Genomic DNA, 17407 nt, shown 5'->3' on the forward strand with positions numbered 1-17407 from the left:
GGAACTCGCGTCGTTCCGATAACTGCTGGCGATCAGCACACGGTCTCATGCCGCGTCCTCGGTCCAGCCACCTGCACGGGTTTGCACAAATGCATCGGCGCACATCTTGGCCAGGGTCCGTACCCGTCCGATATAGGCCTGACGTTCGGTGACTGAAATCACGCCGCGCGCGTCAAGCAGGTTGAACATGTGACTGGCCTTAATGCACTGGTCATAGGCCGGATGCGCCATAATGATCCGCTTGCCGGTTTTTGGGTCCACAGCAGGCTGATCAAGGATCGCCTTGCAATGGGCTTCGGCCTCTTCGAACTGGCGCAGCAGGACTTCGGTGTTTGCAGTGTCGAAGTTCCAGCGCGCGTATTCCTCCTCGGTCTGCTTAAAGACGTCCGCGTAAGTCAGCTCAATCGGGCTGCCCGGATCATTGAACGGCATATCCATCACGTGATCGACGCCAAGGACATACATCGCCAGCCGTTCCAGACCGTAGGTCAGCTCGCCCGAGACCGGATGGCAATCATGCCCGCCAACCTGCTGGAAATATGTGAACTGGCTGACTTCCATACCATCGCACCAGACTTCCCAGCCCAACCCCCATGCGCCAAGGGTCGGGCTTTCCCAGTCATCCTCGACAAAACGGATATCATGCATCTCCATATCGATGCCGATGGCTTCGAGAGAGCCGAGGTAAAGTTCCTGAAGGTTCGGCGGGCTGGGCTTGATCAGCACTTGGTATTGGTAATAGTGCTGCAAGCGGTTGGGGTTCTCACCATAGCGCCCGTCGGTTGGACGGCGCGACGGCTGCACATAGGCCGCAGCCCAGGGTTGCGTGCCAAGCGACCGCAGGGTCGTGGCCGGATGAAACGTCCCCGCGCCCACTTCCATGTCATAGGGCTGCAACACCGCGCAGCCCTGTGCCGCCCAATAGTTCTGCAAAGCCAGAATGATAGACTGAAAAGACCGGGGTTTTTCGGGGGTCTTGGACATGTGCCACGCCTCTTTGTGATGCGGCCTCTACCTACGGGTCACACCACAGGGCGTCAATTGCGACACAGCGACAAATTCGATCCGGCGACCATGGTATTGCGGGTGATTTCCTGCTTATCTGCGGCCAGCATTGAATCATTTGAGAAACTTCCACCATGACGCGAATCTTGCAGGTTTTTCTGGTCGTTATTCTGGCGCTTTCCCAAATCGCAGGGACAGCACAGGCACAATCGGCCGATGACGTGGTCTGGGTCCAGATCGAGGCGCAGCCAAGTCTGGCCGAAGCGACCGCGCGGGCGCGGGTTTATGCCGGCCAGCTTGAAGATGTGAATGGCTTTTCCCTTGGTGGGGGGTGGTATGGTATCGCGGTTGGTCCATACCGGAGGGCCGATGCAGAGCAGGTACTGCGATCCTACGTGCGCGACCGGATCGTGCCGCGCGACAGCTTTATTCAGCTGTCCGAGGCCTTTCGCCAGCAATTCTGGCCCGTAGGCGCGAACGTCCTGAACCGCGGCGTGCTTGAGGCACCCGCGTCGGTCGAGACTGCAACGGCACCAAGCGCGCCTGAACCTGAAACCGTGGCAGATGAGCCAACCCTGAAACCCACCGACGAAACCCTTGCCGAGGCCCGGCGCAGTGAACGCATTCTGACCGCACAAGAGCGTAAGGATCTGCAGATCGCCTTGCAATGGGCGGGGTATTATGACGCCGCGATTGACGGCTCTTATGGACGTGGAACGCGCAACTCAATGGCAGCATGGCAGGAGGCCAATAACTTTGAGACCACAGGTGTGCTGACCACCTTGCAGCGCGCTGCCTTGCTCAAACAGTACAACGCTGTGCTGGACGGTTTGGGGCTGCAGGTTGTCCGCGATGCGCAGGCCGGGATCGAAATGATCATGCCCACCGCCGAGGTCGGATTCTCCCGTTACGAGGCGCCCTTCGCACATTACGACAGCACCGGCGACATTGGCGCACGGGTGATCCTGATCTCTCAGCAGGGAGATCAGAACACACTTTTTGGCCTCTACGAGATCATGCAAACGCTTGAAATCGTGCCGGTTGATGGTCCGCGCCAGCGCAATAACACGTCTTTTGAACTGGTTGGCGAAAACGCGCGGATCGTGAGCCAGACGCAAGTATCTCTGCAGGATGGCCAGGTCAAAGGTTTCACACTTATCTGGCCTGCAGGTGACGAAGACCGCCGCCGCCGTGTCGTGGCCGAGATGGCCAAGAGCTTTACCCGCCTGCCCGGCGCTCTGGACCCATCGGCAGGCAGCGATGCGGAACAGGCAATTGACCTGATCTCGGGACTTCAGATACGCCAGCCCAAACTGTCGCGATCAGGCTTTTTCATTGACGGCAGCGGTGCGGTGCTGACCACATCCGAAGCCGTGGAGACCTGCGGACGCCTCACGCTTGATGGCGACACAGAGGCAGATGTTCTGGCACAAGACAAGAACAACGGCGTGGCGATCCTGAAACCACGCGTGTCGCTGGCCCCGCTCGCCGTGGCCTCTTTCAGCATTGGCACTCCGCGCCTGCAATCGGAAGTGTCCGTTGCCGGTTATTCCTACGAAGGCGTGCTGAGCGCGGCGACGCTGACCTATGGCAAGCTGGCGGATGTGCGCGGCCTGCGCGGCGAAGAGAACGTCAACCGGCTTGACCTCAAGGCCCAGCCAGGAGACGCGGGTGGTCCGGTGTTTGACGCCAGCGGCAACGTGGTGGGAATGCTTTTGCCCAAGCCGCAAGGCGGACAGGAGTTGCCACAGAACGTCAGCTTTGCGTTGGCGGGAACCTCCATTGCTGACGTCGCCAACCAGGCGGGCGTGCAATTGACAGCCGCCGACCGCACCGGCACGGCAGCCCCTCGCGATCTGCGGATTGCGGCACAGGGCATGACAGTTCTGGTCAGCTGCTGGGAATGAGCCCAGCGCCAGAAGCTGTGAAAGGTTCCGACGTTAATTGAGGGTAGAGGCGCCAGCGGCACCTCTGCTCATTTGTAGAACCCATCGAAAGAAAAAGATTTCTAGGCAATATCCGGTGTCACGTGAATGAGCGTTGGCCCGGCGGCTGAAAACGCCTGCCGCACCGCTGCCTGCATTTCGTCCAAGGACCCCGGCTTGACCGCTGCCGCACCAAAAGCCTCGGCCAGCTTCACAAAATCCGGGTTCCGCGCGATGACCGCATTGGGCGCGATCTGCGCGCCCACCATGCTGGCCTCAATCGCGCCCAGCTTGCCATTGTCCCACAGGATGATCGGGATCGGCAGGCCCAGTTCCACCGCCACGCCAAGCTCTGCCATGGTGTAGTGAAAACCGTAGTCTCCCATGATCGCGATGGTGGGCTGCCCGTCGCGCCCCACCGCCCCGCCGATAGCGGCTGGCAGCGCATAGCCCAGCGTGCCAAAGCCGTAGGGGTGGTGCCAGTGGCCGGGTTCATCCATATCCCAGACCTCTTTCGAGGCATAGGCGAACTGGGTCATGTCGGAGTAGATCATGGTGCCGTCGGGCAGGCAGGCCTTAAGCGCATCTGCAACGGGCAGCACGCCGGGATACTCCGCATCCACCTCGGCGCGCCAGCGTTGCCGCAACCTGATCACCTCTTCGTCTGACCAATCGGTATTGATCTCGGCGTCCTTGATCAACTCCCAAGTGGCTTCCATCATCGGGTAGCTTGAAACACAGAAAGCCTCGACTTCCTCCTGTGGAAGGCCCGCTAAATTTTCGGGGTCTTCATCTATTCGAATTGTCTTGCAAGAATGGCCCAGCTCTTTTCGCCAAAGATCGACCTCTGCAAGTTCCGACCCGATCACTACAACTAGATCAGCAGTCGCTAAAACAGATGCCGAATCTGGTCGTGCGAGCATTGAACCAAGATGGAGTGAATGGTCAGGGCCAATCAAACCGCGCCCGGCATAGGTCTCAAAAGTCGCTGCCTTCGAAGCCATGGCCAACTTGGTGCATAGAGTCCGCCCCATCAAAGTTGCGCCCCCACCGAAGACAATAATTGGCCGCCGCGCCTCTTTCAGAGCTTTCGCAACCTGTGTTGACGCATATTCATCGCGTTGAGGTCGCTGCGGCCCCCAGCGTTCGAACCGGCTTGCGTAGGGTGAGATGGCGGCCATCCCTTCCAAAACCCCAATCGGCACCTGCACATGCTTGGGACGCATCCGCTCCGTCTCGAACTCCACCAGCGCCCGGTCAATGAGCGCATAGGCCGCCTCTGCCGAGCGCGCCTCATGGGACCAGTCGCAGACCGTCTCAGCCGCCGCGCGCTGGTCCTTCATCTGGTGCAACTGCCCGCGCCGGGCCGCCGTCTCATCCAGACAGGACGAAATCACCAGCATCGGCACGCTATCCGAATAGGCCTGCCCCATCGGCGTCATGATGTTGCAGAGCCCCGGCCCGGTGATCACATAGGCCACGCCGGGCCGCCCCGTCGCGCGGGCATAGCCATCGGCCATGAAGCCTGCGCCCTGTTCGTGACGCGCCAAAACGTGCGTGATCCCCGCCTCCTCGATCCCGCGGTACATCTCCTGATTATGCACGCCGGGAATGCCAAAGATCACATCCACCCCGCGATCCTTGAGCATATGAGAGATTTGAGCGCCCAGCGGGCGGGTCTGATCAGCCATCAGGCCCTCCAGAATTTAACGGTAAGAATGACATAGACAGCCAGCAGTTCCAGGCGCCCTAGCAGCATCGCAATGCTCAGGATCCATTTTGCGGTATCGTTGAGGCTGCTGAAGTTGCCTGCAGGTCCAATAATCTCGCCCAGACCGGGCCCGATGTTGGCAAGCGCTGCTGCCGCGCCAGAAACCGACGTGATGAAATCAAGCCCTGTCAGGCTTAGCGCCACAGCCACAAGGCCTAGTGTCACCACGAAAAACATGAAAAAGGACATCACCGATCCCAGAACATCCGGTCCGACCGGTCGCCCGTCATAGCGCGGGGTAAAGATACCGTGGGGTGACCGGATCAGCTGAAGCTGCGAACGGATCGAGGCGAAAAGGAGCTGATAGCGGAAGATCTTGATCGAACAGGCGGTAGAGCCCGCACAGCCACCGATCAGTCCGATAAAGAAGAAGAGGGCAACGGCAAAAGACCCCCACTGCATGTAATCGACAGAAGCGTAACCCGTGCCTGTGACGATCGACACGATGTTGAAAAGCGCCTCACGAAAACTTTGCTCCCACGATTGGGACAGGACCTGTGACAACAGAAAAAAGGCAACGGCCACCAGCACTAAGACCGTAATCAGAAACCCCCTGACCTGAGGGTCACGGTGCAGCGCCATGGCGTTTCCGTTCAGCAATTGCACGTACCGCACAAATGGCAGAGCGGCAAAGATCATGAATACCGACGCAACGTATTCAGCAGGCCCTGCAAAGGCACCGAACGAGGCGTCGTAGTTGGCAAAACCACCTGTCGCGATCGTCGTGAAAGCATGCACGGTCGCATCGAAAACGTCCATGCCCACCGCCAGATAGCTGAGTGCGCAAGCAACGGTGAGCCACAGGTAAATAACCGAAATCTGGGTCGCGATCTGACCGGCACGTGGCAGAATTTTCCCAAAAGTATCAAAGCCTTCAGACTTAAAGATCTGCATGCCGCCAACCTTGAGTTCGGGAAGAAACACCATGGCCACGACGATGATACCAACGCCGCCCAGCCATTGCAGGATGCCACGCCAGAGAAGCAATCCCTTGGGCATCGTATCAAGCCCCGACAGCACGGTTGATCCGGTGGTGGTCAGACCTGACATTGCCTCAAAGAACGCATCGGTGAAATCCGCCCCCGTCTCTCCCAGCATAAACGGGATGGCGCCGAACACGGGCAGCATCAGCCAGACACCTGAGGTCAACAAAAAGGTTTGCTGGATCGTCAGCCCCTCGCGTGGGCCGTTCGCACAGGCCAGCGCGATCATTCCGCCTGCAAGCGTGGTGACCAGACAGCTTTCCGCGAAAACCATCCAATGGCCCCTGCCCTCGGCGATATCGACAAGCATGGGCAGGATCATCGCGACCCCAAGCACCGCCACCAGCAGGCCAACCACATATCCGACAGGGCGCAGATCCAACATGCCAGCAGCGTTGGCTCGCCCCTCGCGCGGTGTCAAGCGATCACGCATCAGTGGAAAGGTCATTTGACATAAAAACGGCCCGGCCCAGACGCATTTTGCGCCATCGGGCTGTCGGGCCGCTTGTCAGTAAGTTGAGTCTAGGCTCAGAGGTAGTAGAGGTCCGCAAACACTGTGTGCACGATGTCTTCGCGCTTGATCTTCAGTGATGCAAGTTCCGCGTCTGTTTTGCTTTCCAGATAGCGAACTTTCTTGACCCGCGCGTTCATGCTTGAGTTCTCGACCATAGCATACATCAAACGGGAGAAACCGTTGCCAATTGCGGCAAGTGCGTTGCGGGTCAGAGTGATTTCACGGCTCAGCACCTGTGCTGGGCTGGATAAGTCGGAATAGGCCATTAGAGGCTCCTTAGAATGTCTTCGTTCGCCTCCCTACCGCATGAAGTAGGTCGCCCAACCCCCAAGGAGAACAGACAAGATTGCATAGCCGCTGTACCCAAGACGCATGCCAATGAGCCGGTCACAAAAAAACGCGCCTCCGTGGGCGCGCTTTTTGTTCTACAGGTTTTGTTCTTGATCAGCCCACGTGAAAAAGCGTGTTGAACAGCTTTGGATCGATGCTGTTCATCTCGAACGTCGGACCATCGGTCAGGATCGAGATCGCATCATGGCTATGCAGGCTTTCCTGATGGCTCGCGATCACGCGGAAATCCCCAACGCGTGGCTCTTGCTGCAACTGCTCACAGAACAGACGTGCGGCATCTTCTACAAAGATCGGGTTGGCGGCGTTCAGCTCAGCAAAGGCCTGCTCGTCCTCACGCTTGACCATCACCTGCGTTTCGGTCGGAACCGCGCGGCGGCAGGCGTCGATCAGATCTTCGAACCACAGGCATGTGTTGTCGGCATCAATAACGGCGGAAATCCGTGCAACGGAGCGCTGGGAATGCGGTGTCGCCAACTGGCCGCGCGTGGCGCGCGCGTGTTCGCTCAGTTCCAGTGAGCAGGGGCAGGTACTGGAATAGACATAATCAAGATGGATGATCTTCTGGCGGACGCCATCCTTTTCGATCAGCTCCAACGCCACGTCGTAATACTGGTAGCCCGACAGACCCGAACGCAGCGATTCAATCTTCATCGGAAAGCTGAAGCGCATCTGGATACGGGCATCCATGCTATCAAGGTCGGACTTGTAGTCGTCCAGTGCCGCCTCGATCACCTCGAAACTGAAGGTCCGCTCTGCGTGCTTGTAGAAGCTGCGCATGATGCGGGACATGTTGATGCCCTTCTTGTCTGCTTCAAGGCTGACAGAGCCTGTAATCGACGTCTCAAGGCTGAGATCGCCGTTATCGCGGGTGTGAAACCGGATCGGCAGGCGGAAATTTGAAATACCGACGTGCTGGATCTGCTGTTTGGCACCACGGATCAGGCTTGAGGGGCCGTTTTGAAGGTCGGGTAACGTCTTCTTGTAACCATCACCTACCGCGAAATCGTGAGGATAGGTCCGGTTGAATTCAGGATACGTCGGCTCAGAGGACAGCAGTCGCACAACCGCGGGATCAAGCTGTTCAATCTCGCTTGGCGTGGCGCCCGCAGCCCATGCCTTGAGCGTTGCAAGTGCTTCTTGGGCCTCGGAACGCTCCGGCGCCTTCTCGACTGAAGTGATTGCATTCATGGACTTAGCTCCCCCTATCGGTGTGCAGAACATACTTAGGGTGCTGTTCCGAGATTACCAATTAAGATATGACATAGCACCGAAATGCTATGCTAAGCCCCTGCGAAACCGACATTTTCAGTGCGAAAGCGCCTGCATGAAATCGCCCAAAAGGTCATCGGCATCCTCAAGCCCCACCGAAATTCGCACCAATCCGGGCGTGATGCCCAACGCGTCCTTCTGATCCTGCGGCAAGCGTTGGTGGGTGGTGAAGGCAGGTGGCGTCAGGATGGTTTTCGCATCTCCAAGATTGTTCGAGATGATCCCCACCTCACAGGCGTTCAGGAATTTATAGGCAGCTTCTTTGCCGCCCTTCACCTCGATCGCCAGCATTGTGCCCCCCGCACCCATCTGGCGGCTTGCCAAATCGTGCTGGGGATGGCTGGGCAATCCCGGATAGATCACCCGGCTAAGGCATTCATGGCCTTCCAGCGCCGCGGCCAGCTTCAACGCCGTTTCGGCCTGTTCGCGCACCCGAAGGCGCATGGTTTCAAGACCTTTCAGCATGATCCAAGCGTTAAATGGGCTCATCGAACCGCCGGTATGCTTCATGTAGGGTTCAACCGTTTTGCGGATGATCTCGCGGGTGCCCATGATCACACCGCCCAGCGCCCGGCCCTGCCCGTCGATGTGCTTGGTGGTGGAATAGATCACGATATCAACGCCCTGCGCCACAGCATTGGAATAGACCGGGGTGGCGAATACATTGTCGCAGATGACCAAGGCACCTTGAGCATGGGCCAGCTTGGCCACCCCTTCGATATCCACCAGCTCCAACGTGGGGTTCGACAACGATTCAAAGAACACTGCACGCGTGTCGGGCCGGATCGCAGCCTCCCACTGGCTGAGGTCGCTGCCATCGACGAAAGTGACCTCAACCCCGAAGCGCGGCAGGATTTCCTCGGCGATATACAGGCACGATCCGAACAGCGCGCGGGCCGAAACCACGTGATCACCTGCCTTCAGCACGGACATCAACGCCCCGTTGACCGCCGCCATACCCGAGGCCGTGGCAAAGGCGTCCTCTGTTCCCTCAAGGGCCGCAATCCGATCTTCGAACATCGCGACTGTCGGATTGCCGTAACGGGCATAAATGAACTCATCCGGCCCAGCGCTTTCAAAGCGGGCCTCAGCCTGCTCTGCCGTGTCGTAGACAAAGCCCTGCGTCATGAAGATCGCCTCGGAGACCTCGCCGTACTGGCTGCGTCGGGTGCCAGCGTGCACGGCTTTCGTGGCTTTGCTCCAGTCTTTGCTCATCTTGTTATCCTTCTCTCCCGGCGACAGCCGGGCAATAAAAAACCCCAGACGCGGTCAAGCGAAAGGGGGCTTTCATCCTGACCTTTTAGCAGATTGTTTAACGTGGCCCGCAATCCGGTAACAAATCACCACGTCGTTTGGATTACGCCTGTCGCGGCCCCTCGTCAATCCAGCACCTTGGCTTTGCTGTGTTTTGCGTCAACATAGGTACAGCTGAAAAGGAAATCGCGATGACGGCTCCCATAGATCTGTATTACTGGCCCACGCCGAATGGCTGGAAAATCTCTATTGCCTTGGAAGAGATGGGGCTGCCCTATGACACCCATCTGATCAACATCGGTGCGGGTGACCAGTTTCACCCTGAGTTTCTGAAGATCGCGCCAAATAATCGAATGCCCGCCATCGTGGATCCTGACGGCCCCGATGGCGCGCCGATCTCGATCTTTGAAAGCGGTGCGATCCTGCAATATCTCGCCCGCAAGACCGGTCAGTTCGGGGGCCGAACGGAGCGAGAGCGCATTGCCGTCGATCAATGGCTGATGTGGCAGATGGGGGGCCTTGGACCCATGGCCGGACAGGCGCATCATTTCCTTAAGTTCGCGAAAGAGGACATTCCCTACGCCAAGGACCGCTACCGGGACGAGACCGCACGGCTTTACGGTGTGCTTGACCGCCAATTGGCGCAGAACGAATTCGTCGCGGGCGAATTCATTTCAATCGCTGATTTCTCGATCTGGGGATGGGCTTCGCTGTGGGAGGGACAACAGCAGACGTTGGAGGACAAGCCGCATATGGCGCGCTGGCTCGAGACGATGTGGGCGCGCGAGGGGGTTCTGCGCGGTCGCGCCCTGATGGCAGAAAGACGTCCGGGCTATGCGGAGGACAAGGATTTGCAGCGGCGCTTGGCTGCGCTCGGCTAGACGCTGGGCGGTCCCTCGCAGCCCATGCCGCAGGTTGAAACGCTCAACCGAAACCTCTTGGCAGGGTGCCGATGTCTTGGAAGAGATCGAACCGGACTTTTCGAAAGTGTATGGCTAGTCGTCCGCGCCATCAGGCTCCGTGTATTTTTCAAGCGCCACGATCTGGCTCCAGAGGAACAGGAACATCAGGATCGGAAACCCGAAGGTCTCGATCTTGACCCAGGCGTCGGTGGACATGGTGCGCCAGACCACCTCGTTCGCCACCGCCAGCGCGATGAAGAACATGGTCAGCCGCCGCGTCAACAGCATCCAGCCTTCGTGCTTCATCGGGATCATCTCGGACATGACATAGGCAAGGTAGCTGCGCCCGCGGATCAGACCAATCGACAGGATCGCTGCAAAGAAGGCGTAGACGATGGTTGTCTTCATCTTGAAGAACTTTTCATCGTTGAACCACGCGGTCAGCCCGCCAAAAAAGATCACCATGAAAGCGGTGAAAATCTGCATCCGGCTGAGCTTGCCCGTGAGCCACCATAAAACCCCCATGGCGACCAGCAGGATCGGGACAAAGATCAGTGTCGCAACGATAAACCCGGTGTATTCCGTACCACCGAAGACGAAGACATCATCGCGGATACGCAAATAGATCAGGAAAAACAGCAAGGGTGGCCCCAGCTCAAGCACCTGCTTGAGGATCGGGTTGATCGTCTTTGGCCTGTCCGTTTCGGGATCATCCATGGCGCGCTCCTTCATCCACCCACCTCAACTACCACAGCGCCCGCTGCAATCAATGCCATCAGCGCAACCCGGCGTGGACCCACCGTTTCCTTGAGGAACACCCAGCCGATGACAGCGGCAAAAACGGTCGAGGTTTCGCGCAGCACCGCCGCCTCGCCCACCTTGTCAAGCCGTGTCGCCATCATGATGGCGCCAAAGCTCATGAATGCCACAAGCCCGCCGATGACACCGCGCGTCATCAGGGGGCCGAGGTCCGGCGGATCAATCATCTTTCGCCAACGCGACACCGCCACCAAAGGCATGACGATCCCGTCAATCATGAAGAACCACGCCAGGAAAGTGAACGGATTGGCCGTCGCCCGGATGCCGTAGGCGTCATAGGTTGTATAGAGCGCGACAAACAGACCCGTCATTACCGCAATGGCAAGTGCTGCGTTCAACGTGTCCCGCTCTTTGACCAAAAAGACCATGTTATAGACCGCAAGCCCGAAAATTCCCGACAGCAACACGGCAACACCCAGCCACTGAATGCCAGTAAAGGTCTCGTTGAAGATCAGGTAGGCACCAATCACCGTAAACAGCGGCCCGGTGCCGCGCACCACAGGGTAGACGACCGTATAGGCGCCCTTGGAATAAGCCCAGGCCTGCAGGAATTTGTAGACCGTGTGGATCACAAATGCGCCGGCGAAGATCAGCCACAGATGCGGCTCTGGCCATGGCACCACGAACAGCGCAAAGGGCGCCGCCATCACGCCATAGGATACGTCAATTGCGCCGCGCGTCAGCCATGGATCGTGCCGCCCCTTTTGCAGTGCGCCAAAGACCGCGTGCAGAAAGGCCGCCATCAGCGCTAGGATCAGCGCCGCGCGGTGTCCTGCGTCAGTACCTTCAATCGAAAGCAGCCAATCGGTCATCAAAGAGCACCACGCAAGGTGCAGGCATCGTGCACCTCAGCGCTCGTATCCGACCAATGCATCGGCAAATTCCTGCGGATCGAAGGGGGACAGATCATCAATCTGCTCGCCCACGCCGATGGCATGAATGGGCAGACCGAACTTGTCCGCCAAGGCCACCAGCACACCGCCCTTTGCCGTACCATCGAGCTTGGTCATCACCAACCCTGACACATCCGAGATTTCCTGAAACACCTTGACCTGATTGATGGCGTTCTGCCCCGTGGTCGCGTCCAGCACCAACAGCGTGTTGTGCGGTGCTGTCTCGTCCTTCTTGCGGATAACCCGGACGATCTTCGCCAATTCCTCCATCAGGTCACCCCGGTTCTGCAAGCGGCCCGCCGTGTCGATCAGCAACAAATCAGCCCCGTCCGCCTGCGCCTGCCCCATCGCGTCGAACACAAGGCTTGCCGGGTCCGAACCCTGCGCGGCTGTCAATACCGGCACGCCCGCACGTTCGCCCCAGACCTGCAATTGCTCAACGGCGGCAGCGCGGAACGTGTCCCCGGCAGCAATCACAACCTTTTTGCCTGCCGCACGGAACTGGCTGGCCAGCTTGCCGATGGTCGTGGTCTTGCCGGACCCATTCACGCCGACAACCAGCACCACCTGAGGCGTCTTGGGATAGAGCGGCAAGGGACGCGCCACCGGCTCCATGATCCGGGCGATCTCATCGGCCATAAGCTGCTTGATCTCGGCAACTGACAGCTTCTTGCCAAAGCGCCCCTCAGCCATGTTCGCCGTGACGCGCAGCGCGGTGTCGACACCCATGTCGGCGGTGATCAGCAATTCCTCAAGCTGCTCAAGCATATCATCGTCAAGCACGCGGCGGACGACAGTCTTGGGGGCAGCGCGGCCCATGAGGCGGCCCAGCAGGCCTGGTTTGGCAGCAGGTTCACCAGCGTCTTCTTCGACCAGATCGGGCGCCACCGGGGTCATGGTGGTGCGCAGCGGTTCAGGTGCAGATGGCTCAGGGGCCTCATCTTGAGCGGCCTCGCGTGCGGCGCGCGCTTCGGCATCCCTTGCTGCTTTCGCGGCGGCATCCTTGCGCGCCTGCTCTTCTGCGTCGCGTTCCTCTGCGGCCTGACGCTCGGCGGCAGCACGCGCAGCGGCCTCAGCCTCCTCGCGTTCTTCGGCGCGGCGTGCCTCGTCGACAGCGCGCGCCTCTTCGGCCAGACGACGCTCTTCGGCCTGCCGCTCTTCCTCTGCCGCACGGGCGGCTTCGGCTTCGCGCGCTGCGGCCTCTGCCGCTTTGCGCGCTTCCTCATCCGCCGCTTTCTGAATAGCGCGCTGTTCTGCCGCCCGCGCAGCTTCAGCTTCTTTCTGGCGTGCGGCCTCGGACGCGGCCCGCTCGCGGGCTTCACGCTCCGCCGCTTCGCGTGCGGCGCGTTCTTCTGCCGCAGCCCGTTCTGCAGCCTCTCGCGCAGCCGCCTCAGCGGCTTCCCGTTCCGCAGCTTCTCTTGCTGCACGCTCTGCAGCTTCGGCAGCTTCCCGCTCTTGCCGCTCGGCCTCGGCGCGGACCTCGTCGTCTGACGGCCGGTCCAGCGTCTCAACCGCCTCGGCTGGTGCTTCTTGCATCACCTCGTCAACGGCAGGGACGTCTTCCTCTCCACCTTCACTGACAATCGCTTCCAGCCCCTCGTCGATTTTGGACGAGGATTTGAACAACCGTTCTTTGAGCTTCTTGAAAAACGCCAAAAGGGAGCCTCCGCAGCAATTTCCCTTGATCTAGCCTCTTGACCCGGCAGAGGAAAGGGCCAGCGCGATCACGCGGCCAAGGCGCCCAGCGTCAGCAACGCGATAGCGGACCAATAGAGCGGCCAGATCAGTGCGTTGGCCAGCCGTTCGAGGCGCGTCCCGGTGGTCAGAAAGAAGGTTTGCAAGCCCAGAATCGCGTCCGACAGGGCAAAGAGCACGGCCCCCGCCGTGATGAGGCCCGCGCCTGTGGCGAAGGCAGTCGCGGACATGGCTGCGATCACGCCGATGTATAGGGCAACGGGCAGGCGCAACGCCCCCGCGCGCGGTAGGATCATTCGGGCCACGCCAACGATCAGAACCGCCAACCCGGCCAGCAGAACAATCGACAGCGGCTCTGTAAGATAGCGCGCATCAAGCCCAGGGCGCAGCGCAAAGACCATGATCCAGCCAAGGTGTCCCAAGGCAAAGGCAACGAGCCCGCCAAGAAACGCACTTTCCCCCGGCCGCGACAGGACCACGTCTCCCAGTGAGCAAAGTGCAAGGGCCAGCGCCACCAGCGGCGCATCCTGCCAGAGGGCCAAAGCCACCAGCGGCACCAGCGCCAGCCCTTTGACCGCGCTGCGGCCCCAGGAATGGCCATCGCGCAGTGACAGCCCCCAGTAGATCAGCGCGGACAGACCACTTGTGGCCCAGAGCATGGCTCAGATTTCTTCCGGGAAGTGCTTCATCACCAGCCGGATCGGGTTTGGCGCGGCTTGCCCCAGCCCGCAGATTGAGGCATCGACCATTGCAGAGGACAACTCCTCCAGCAGCCCGGTATCCCAGCGATCCGCCTGCATCAGTTTCACGGCCTTCTCACAGCCGACGCGGCATGGCGTACACTGCCCGCAGCTTTCGTCCTCAAAGAACCGCAGCATGTTCAGCGCCGCTGCACGCGCCGAATCCTGATCCGACAGGACGACAACCGCCGCCGATCCGATGAACGACCCATGCGGCTGCAACGTGTCGAAATCGAGCGGGATATCATCCATGGACGCGGGCAAGAGCCCGGATGACGGGCCACCGGGCTGATACGCTTTAAAAGAATGCCCCTCGACCATGCCGCCCGCTGCCTCAATTATATCAATGATGGTCGATCCCGCTGGCAATAGATGTACGCCAGGCTGGGCCACACGGCCCGAAACCGAATAGGATCGCAGACCCTTGCGCCCGTTCTTTTCCGTCCCGGACAACACCTCTGGCCCTTCGCGGCATACGCGCGCGACCCAATGGAGCGTCTCAATGTTATGCACCAGCGTCGGCTGCCCAAAGACACCGACCTGCGCCACGAAAGGCGGCCGGTGACGCGGCATCCCGCGCTTGCCCTCGATGCTCTCGATCATCGCGCTCTCTTCACCGCAGATATAGGCTCCGGCCCCGCGCCGCAGGTCGACATAGCCAGGCTCGATAACCCCGGCTTCTTCCAAAGCTCTGATCTCACGTGCCAAAATCTCAAGCACCGCCGGATATTCATCCCGCATGTAGAGGAACACCTTTTCCGCCTCGACCGCCCATGCCGCGATCAACATGCCCTCAAGGAAAAGATGCGGCACCCGCTCAAGATAATAGCGGTCTTTGAACGTCCCCGGCTCGCCCTCATCGCCATTCACGGCCATGTAACGCGGACCTGCGTTCGCCCGCACGAACCCCCACTTCTTGCCCGACGGGAACCCGGCGCCTCCCAGACCACGCAGACCCGATGCCAGCACCTTTTCCTGCACTTCTTCCCAGTCGCCGTTCGCGCGCAACTCTTTCAGCGTGGCATAACCGCCCTCAGCTGCATAATCAGCAAAGGTTTCGTAATCCGGCACATGCACATGGGTGTCGTCCGCAGCAATCGCCGCCTGCACCTTTTCCGGTGTGGCGTGATCAATGTGGTTGTGGCCCAGTTCCAGCACCGGCGCCGTATCGCAGCGCCCCATGCAGGGCGCGCGCAGCACGCGTACCTTCGCCGGATCAAGCCCATCCTCCAAGGCCGCCTTCAACGCCTGCGCCCCTGCCAGCTCGCACGACAGCGAATCGCACACCCGAATGGTCAGCGCAGGCGGCGGTGTCTCCCCTTCCTTGACCACGTCGAAATGCGCGTAGAATGTTGCGACCTCATAGACCTCGGCCATCGACAGCCGCATCTCTTCGGCCAATGCGCGCAGATGCGCGGCAGACAGATGTCCGTATTCATCCTGTATCAGATGCAAATGCTCGATCAGCAGATCACGCGACCGCGACCGATCCCCCAGCAGGGCACGCACCTCGTCCCACGGCGCGTCCTGCAACTGGCGGCCCTTGGTATGCCGACGCCCCTTGCCCTTGCCGGATTTCCAGACGCCTTTTTCCGGGCCTTTGCCCGCAGCCTTGCCGTGATCATCCAGCGCCATGTCGTATCCTCCAAGCCGGTCTCGCGGCCCTTCTATCAAGAACCCCTGCGGGCCCACGATCAAAAAGCGACAATTCCGCCCCCCTTTGCGCGGCTGCCCCCCTCCACGCGTCACGATGCGTTCTTGGTCGCGCCATATTTCGCCTATAAGAAACATGCTGGACCCAAAGCCGCGAGTATTCCGATGATCTGGTACGCTATCGCCAGCCTGACACCAGCCGTGCTTCTTGCACTGGCCTGCCTGAATGGTGGGGTTTTTCCGCTGCTTGCAGTGCTGTCGATCACAGTCTTCGTGTTCTCTCTCGACAAGCTGTCGCGTCACCTCCCTGAAAGCGCAGCGTCCGGCCGCGCACTGACCTTGATACTGGCCCTTGTCCATTTCCTGCTGCTGGCCCTTGGTGTCTGGGCGCTCGGAGCTGGTGCGCACCTCGGCCTGATTGATAAGCTGCTGATCTTCACCGGCCTTGGCCTTTATTTCGGGCAGGTCTCCAATTCCAATGCGCATGAGCTTATCCACGCCAGCGCACGCCTGCCCCGCCGCATCGGCGCTGCGATCTACATATCACTGTTGCATGGTCATCACGTCTCGGCCCATCTGCATGTCCACCATGTGCATGTCGCGACAGACGCGGACCCCAATTCAGCGCGAAAGGGCGAAGGGTTCTGGCGCTATGCCCTGCGGGTCATCAAGGGGGAGTTCACAGCCGGACTTCATGCAGAAGCGGCACGCCGTGCCCGCGCATCCCGCCCCCGTTCCTCGTGGCAGAACCCTTACGTCGCTTATGTGCTGGGCGGCATGATCGCCCTTGTGGTCTCATTTCTCATTGCCGGTCCAAAAGGTCTTTTGATCTACATCGCCATCGCACTTTATGCGCAGCTGCAACTTTTGCTGTCCGACTACGTCCAGCACTATGGCCTGCGCCGCCGGATCGGTGAGAGCGGCAAACCCGAACCCATCGGCGCCCAGCACAGCTGGAACGCGCCGAAATGGTATTCCAACGCCATGATGCTTAACGCGCCCAAGCACTCTGACCACCACATGCGACCGACACGCGCATTTCCGGCCCTTGAGAACAGGCCGCACGCCATGCCGCAGCTGCCGCACTCCCTGCCGGTCATGGCGGTTATCGCCCTTGTCCCCCCGCTCTGGCGGCGGGTGATGGATCATCGGGTTTCGCGTTGGCAAAAAATGGCCTGACCCACTGGTCCCGATCTCTGGTTTCTGCAAAATTGGGGATATGAAACGCCTCGTTCTCCTCTTGGCCCTGATCGCTGCGCCGCTTGCAGCGCAGGATCTGATGACTGCAGAAGAATTCGACGCCTATACGCGCGGGAAAACCCTGTTCTACGGCCAGAACGGACAGGCCTACGGCGCTGAAATCTATCACAAAAACCGCCGTGTCGAATGGTCCTTTCTGGATGGAGAATGCAAGGAAGGCCTTTGGTACGAAGAGAACGGGCTGATTTGTTTTGTCTATGAAAACAACACAGTTCCGCAATGCTGGAGCTTTGTGCAATCCCCACGTGGTCTTATCGCCCGGTTTGAAAACAATCCCGGAACGACCGAACTGTACGAGGCCGAGGACATCGGCGAGGAAATGCTGTGCCTTGGCCCAAAGGTCGGAGCCTGAGCGCCAAGAGCGCGGATTGCC

General features: G+C 59.7%; 15 protein-coding genes and 1 riboswitch. Of the genes, 4 read left to right on the forward strand and 11 right to left on the reverse strand.

The window, feature by feature from the left end:
• Nucleotides 1-45: 45 nt before the first annotated feature.
• Nucleotides 46-984, reverse strand: a complete 939-nt coding sequence (locus GV827_RS01885) for a glycine--tRNA ligase subunit alpha (RefSeq protein ID WP_164351988.1) — start codon at nt 982-984, stop codon at nt 46-48.
• 155 nt (nt 985-1139) lie between these two features.
• Between GV827_RS01885 and GV827_RS01890 the strand changes: the two genes are divergently transcribed.
• On the forward strand, nt 1140-2912 hold the full coding sequence (locus GV827_RS01890; protein WP_164351989.1) for a serine protease: 1773 nt from the start codon (nt 1140-1142) through the stop codon (nt 2910-2912).
• Nucleotides 2913-3013: 101 nt separating this feature from the next.
• Here GV827_RS01890 and GV827_RS01895 read toward each other — a convergent pair whose 3' ends face one another.
• From GV827_RS01895 to metZ, 5 genes are all read right to left on the reverse strand, one after another.
• Complete coding sequence (locus GV827_RS01895; protein WP_386334152.1) at nt 3014-4579, reverse strand: thiamine pyrophosphate-binding protein; 1566 nt, start codon at nt 4577-4579, stop codon at nt 3014-3016.
• A 41-nt stretch (nt 4580-4620) separates the two neighbouring features.
• Nucleotides 4621-6069 carry a TrkH family potassium uptake protein gene (locus GV827_RS01900; RefSeq protein ID WP_164351991.1) on the reverse strand — a complete coding sequence of 483 codons (1449 nt, stop codon included), beginning with the start codon at nt 6067-6069 and terminating at the stop codon, nt 4621-4623.
• Between the two features lie 143 nt (nt 6070-6212).
• Nucleotides 6213-6464 (reverse strand): hypothetical protein, encoded by a 252-nt coding sequence (locus GV827_RS01905; RefSeq protein WP_164351992.1) that lies wholly within the window; start codon nt 6462-6464, stop codon nt 6213-6215.
• A 178-nt stretch (nt 6465-6642) separates the two neighbouring features.
• Nucleotides 6643-7737 (reverse strand): GTP cyclohydrolase FolE2, encoded by a 1095-nt coding sequence (gene folE2, locus GV827_RS01910; protein ID WP_164351993.1) that lies wholly within the window; start codon nt 7735-7737, stop codon nt 6643-6645.
• A 117-nt stretch (nt 7738-7854) separates the two neighbouring features.
• Nucleotides 7855-9033, reverse strand: coding sequence for an O-succinylhomoserine sulfhydrylase (gene metZ / locus GV827_RS01915; RefSeq protein WP_164351994.1), 1179 nt, complete (start codon nt 9031-9033; stop codon nt 7855-7857).
• A 65-nt stretch (nt 9034-9098) separates the two neighbouring features.
• A riboswitch (SAM riboswitch) is annotated at nt 9099-9175 on the reverse strand.
• An 88-nt stretch (nt 9176-9263) separates the two neighbouring features.
• Between metZ and GV827_RS01920 the strand changes: the two genes are divergently transcribed.
• Complete coding sequence (locus GV827_RS01920) at nt 9264-9953, forward strand: glutathione S-transferase N-terminal domain-containing protein (protein WP_164351995.1); 690 nt, start codon at nt 9264-9266, stop codon at nt 9951-9953.
• Between the two features lie 114 nt (nt 9954-10067).
• On the opposite strand, the gene GV827_RS01925 is transcribed toward GV827_RS01920, so the two are convergent.
• The 5 genes from GV827_RS01925 to GV827_RS01950 form a co-directional block, all read right to left on the reverse strand.
• Nucleotides 10068-10691, reverse strand: a complete 624-nt coding sequence (locus GV827_RS01925) for an inner membrane-spanning protein YciB (RefSeq protein WP_164351996.1) — start codon at nt 10689-10691, stop codon at nt 10068-10070.
• 11 nt (nt 10692-10702) lie between these two features.
• Nucleotides 10703-11605: a DMT family transporter gene (locus tag GV827_RS01930; RefSeq protein WP_164351997.1), complete on the reverse strand. Its 903-nt coding sequence runs from the start codon at nt 11603-11605 to the stop codon at nt 10703-10705.
• A gap of 36 nt (nt 11606-11641) precedes the next feature.
• Nucleotides 11642-12820, reverse strand: a complete 1179-nt coding sequence (ftsY, locus tag GV827_RS01935; protein WP_235930168.1) for a signal recognition particle-docking protein FtsY — start codon at nt 12818-12820, stop codon at nt 11642-11644.
• Nucleotides 12821-13410: 590 nt separating this feature from the next.
• Nucleotides 13411-14040: a lysoplasmalogenase family protein gene (locus tag GV827_RS01945; protein ID WP_164351998.1), complete on the reverse strand. Its 630-nt coding sequence runs from the start codon at nt 14038-14040 to the stop codon at nt 13411-13413.
• A gap of 3 nt (nt 14041-14043) precedes the next feature.
• Entirely contained in the window at nt 14044-15756 is a 1713-nt protein-coding gene (locus GV827_RS01950) for an NAD(P)H-dependent oxidoreductase subunit E (RefSeq protein WP_164351999.1), read from the reverse strand.
• Nucleotides 15757-15939: 183 nt separating this feature from the next.
• On the opposite strand from GV827_RS01950, the gene GV827_RS01955 reads away from it, so the two are divergent.
• The gene (locus GV827_RS01955) at nt 15940-16953 is read left to right on the forward strand and encodes an alkane 1-monooxygenase (RefSeq protein WP_164352191.1); all 1014 of its coding nucleotides are present in this window, start codon (nt 15940-15942) and stop codon (nt 16951-16953) included.
• A 40-nt stretch (nt 16954-16993) separates the two neighbouring features.
• Nucleotides 16994-17386: a hypothetical protein gene (locus tag GV827_RS01960; RefSeq protein ID WP_164352000.1), complete on the forward strand. Its 393-nt coding sequence runs from the start codon at nt 16994-16996 to the stop codon at nt 17384-17386.
• Nucleotides 17387-17407 lie beyond the last annotated feature (21 nt).

Origin of the sequence: Sulfitobacter sediminilitoris (assembly GCF_010667575.1) — a bacterium.
Classification (GTDB): Bacteria; Pseudomonadota; Alphaproteobacteria; order Rhodobacterales; family Rhodobacteraceae; genus Sulfitobacter; species Sulfitobacter sediminilitoris.

Bases quoted from the DNA above. Each gene is read 5' to 3' on its own strand.
- GV827_RS01900 (WP_164351991.1), bottom strand. From the start codon at position 6,069: ATGTTGGATCTGCGCCCTGTCGGATATGTGGTTGGCCTGCTGGTGGCG.
- GV827_RS01945 (WP_164351998.1), bottom strand. From the start codon at position 14,040: ATGCTCTGGGCCACAAGTGGTCTGTCCGCGCTGATCTACTGGGGGCTG.
- GV827_RS01920 (WP_164351995.1), top strand. From the start codon at position 9,264: ATGACGGCTCCCATAGATCTGTATTACTGGCCCACGCCGAATGGCTGG.
- GV827_RS01930 (WP_164351997.1), bottom strand. From the start codon at position 11,605: ATGACCGATTGGCTGCTTTCGATTGAAGGTACTGACGCAGGACACCGC.
- GV827_RS01950 (WP_164351999.1), bottom strand. From the start codon at position 15,756: ATGGCGCTGGATGATCACGGCAAGGCTGCGGGCAAAGGCCCGGAAAAA.
- GV827_RS01925 (WP_164351996.1), bottom strand. From the start codon at position 10,691: ATGGATGATCCCGAAACGGACAGGCCAAAGACGATCAACCCGATCCTC.
- folE2 (WP_164351993.1), bottom strand. From the start codon at position 7,737: ATGAATGCAATCACTTCAGTCGAGAAGGCGCCGGAGCGTTCCGAGGCC.
- GV827_RS01905 (WP_164351992.1), bottom strand. From the start codon at position 6,464: ATGGCCTATTCCGACTTATCCAGCCCAGCACAGGTGCTGAGCCGTGAA.
- GV827_RS01890 (WP_164351989.1), top strand. From the start codon at position 1,140: ATGACGCGAATCTTGCAGGTTTTTCTGGTCGTTATTCTGGCGCTTTCC.
- GV827_RS01885 (WP_164351988.1), bottom strand. From the start codon at position 984: ATGTCCAAGACCCCCGAAAAACCCCGGTCTTTTCAGTCTATCATTCTG.
- GV827_RS01895 (WP_386334152.1), bottom strand. From the start codon at position 4,579: ATGCTCAAGGATCGCGGGGTGGATGTGATCTTTGGCATTCCCGGCGTG.
- metZ (WP_164351994.1), bottom strand. From the start codon at position 9,033: ATGAGCAAAGACTGGAGCAAAGCCACGAAAGCCGTGCACGCTGGCACC.
- GV827_RS01960 (WP_164352000.1), top strand. From the start codon at position 16,994: ATGAAACGCCTCGTTCTCCTCTTGGCCCTGATCGCTGCGCCGCTTGCA.
- GV827_RS01955 (WP_164352191.1), top strand. From the start codon at position 15,940: ATGATCTGGTACGCTATCGCCAGCCTGACACCAGCCGTGCTTCTTGCA.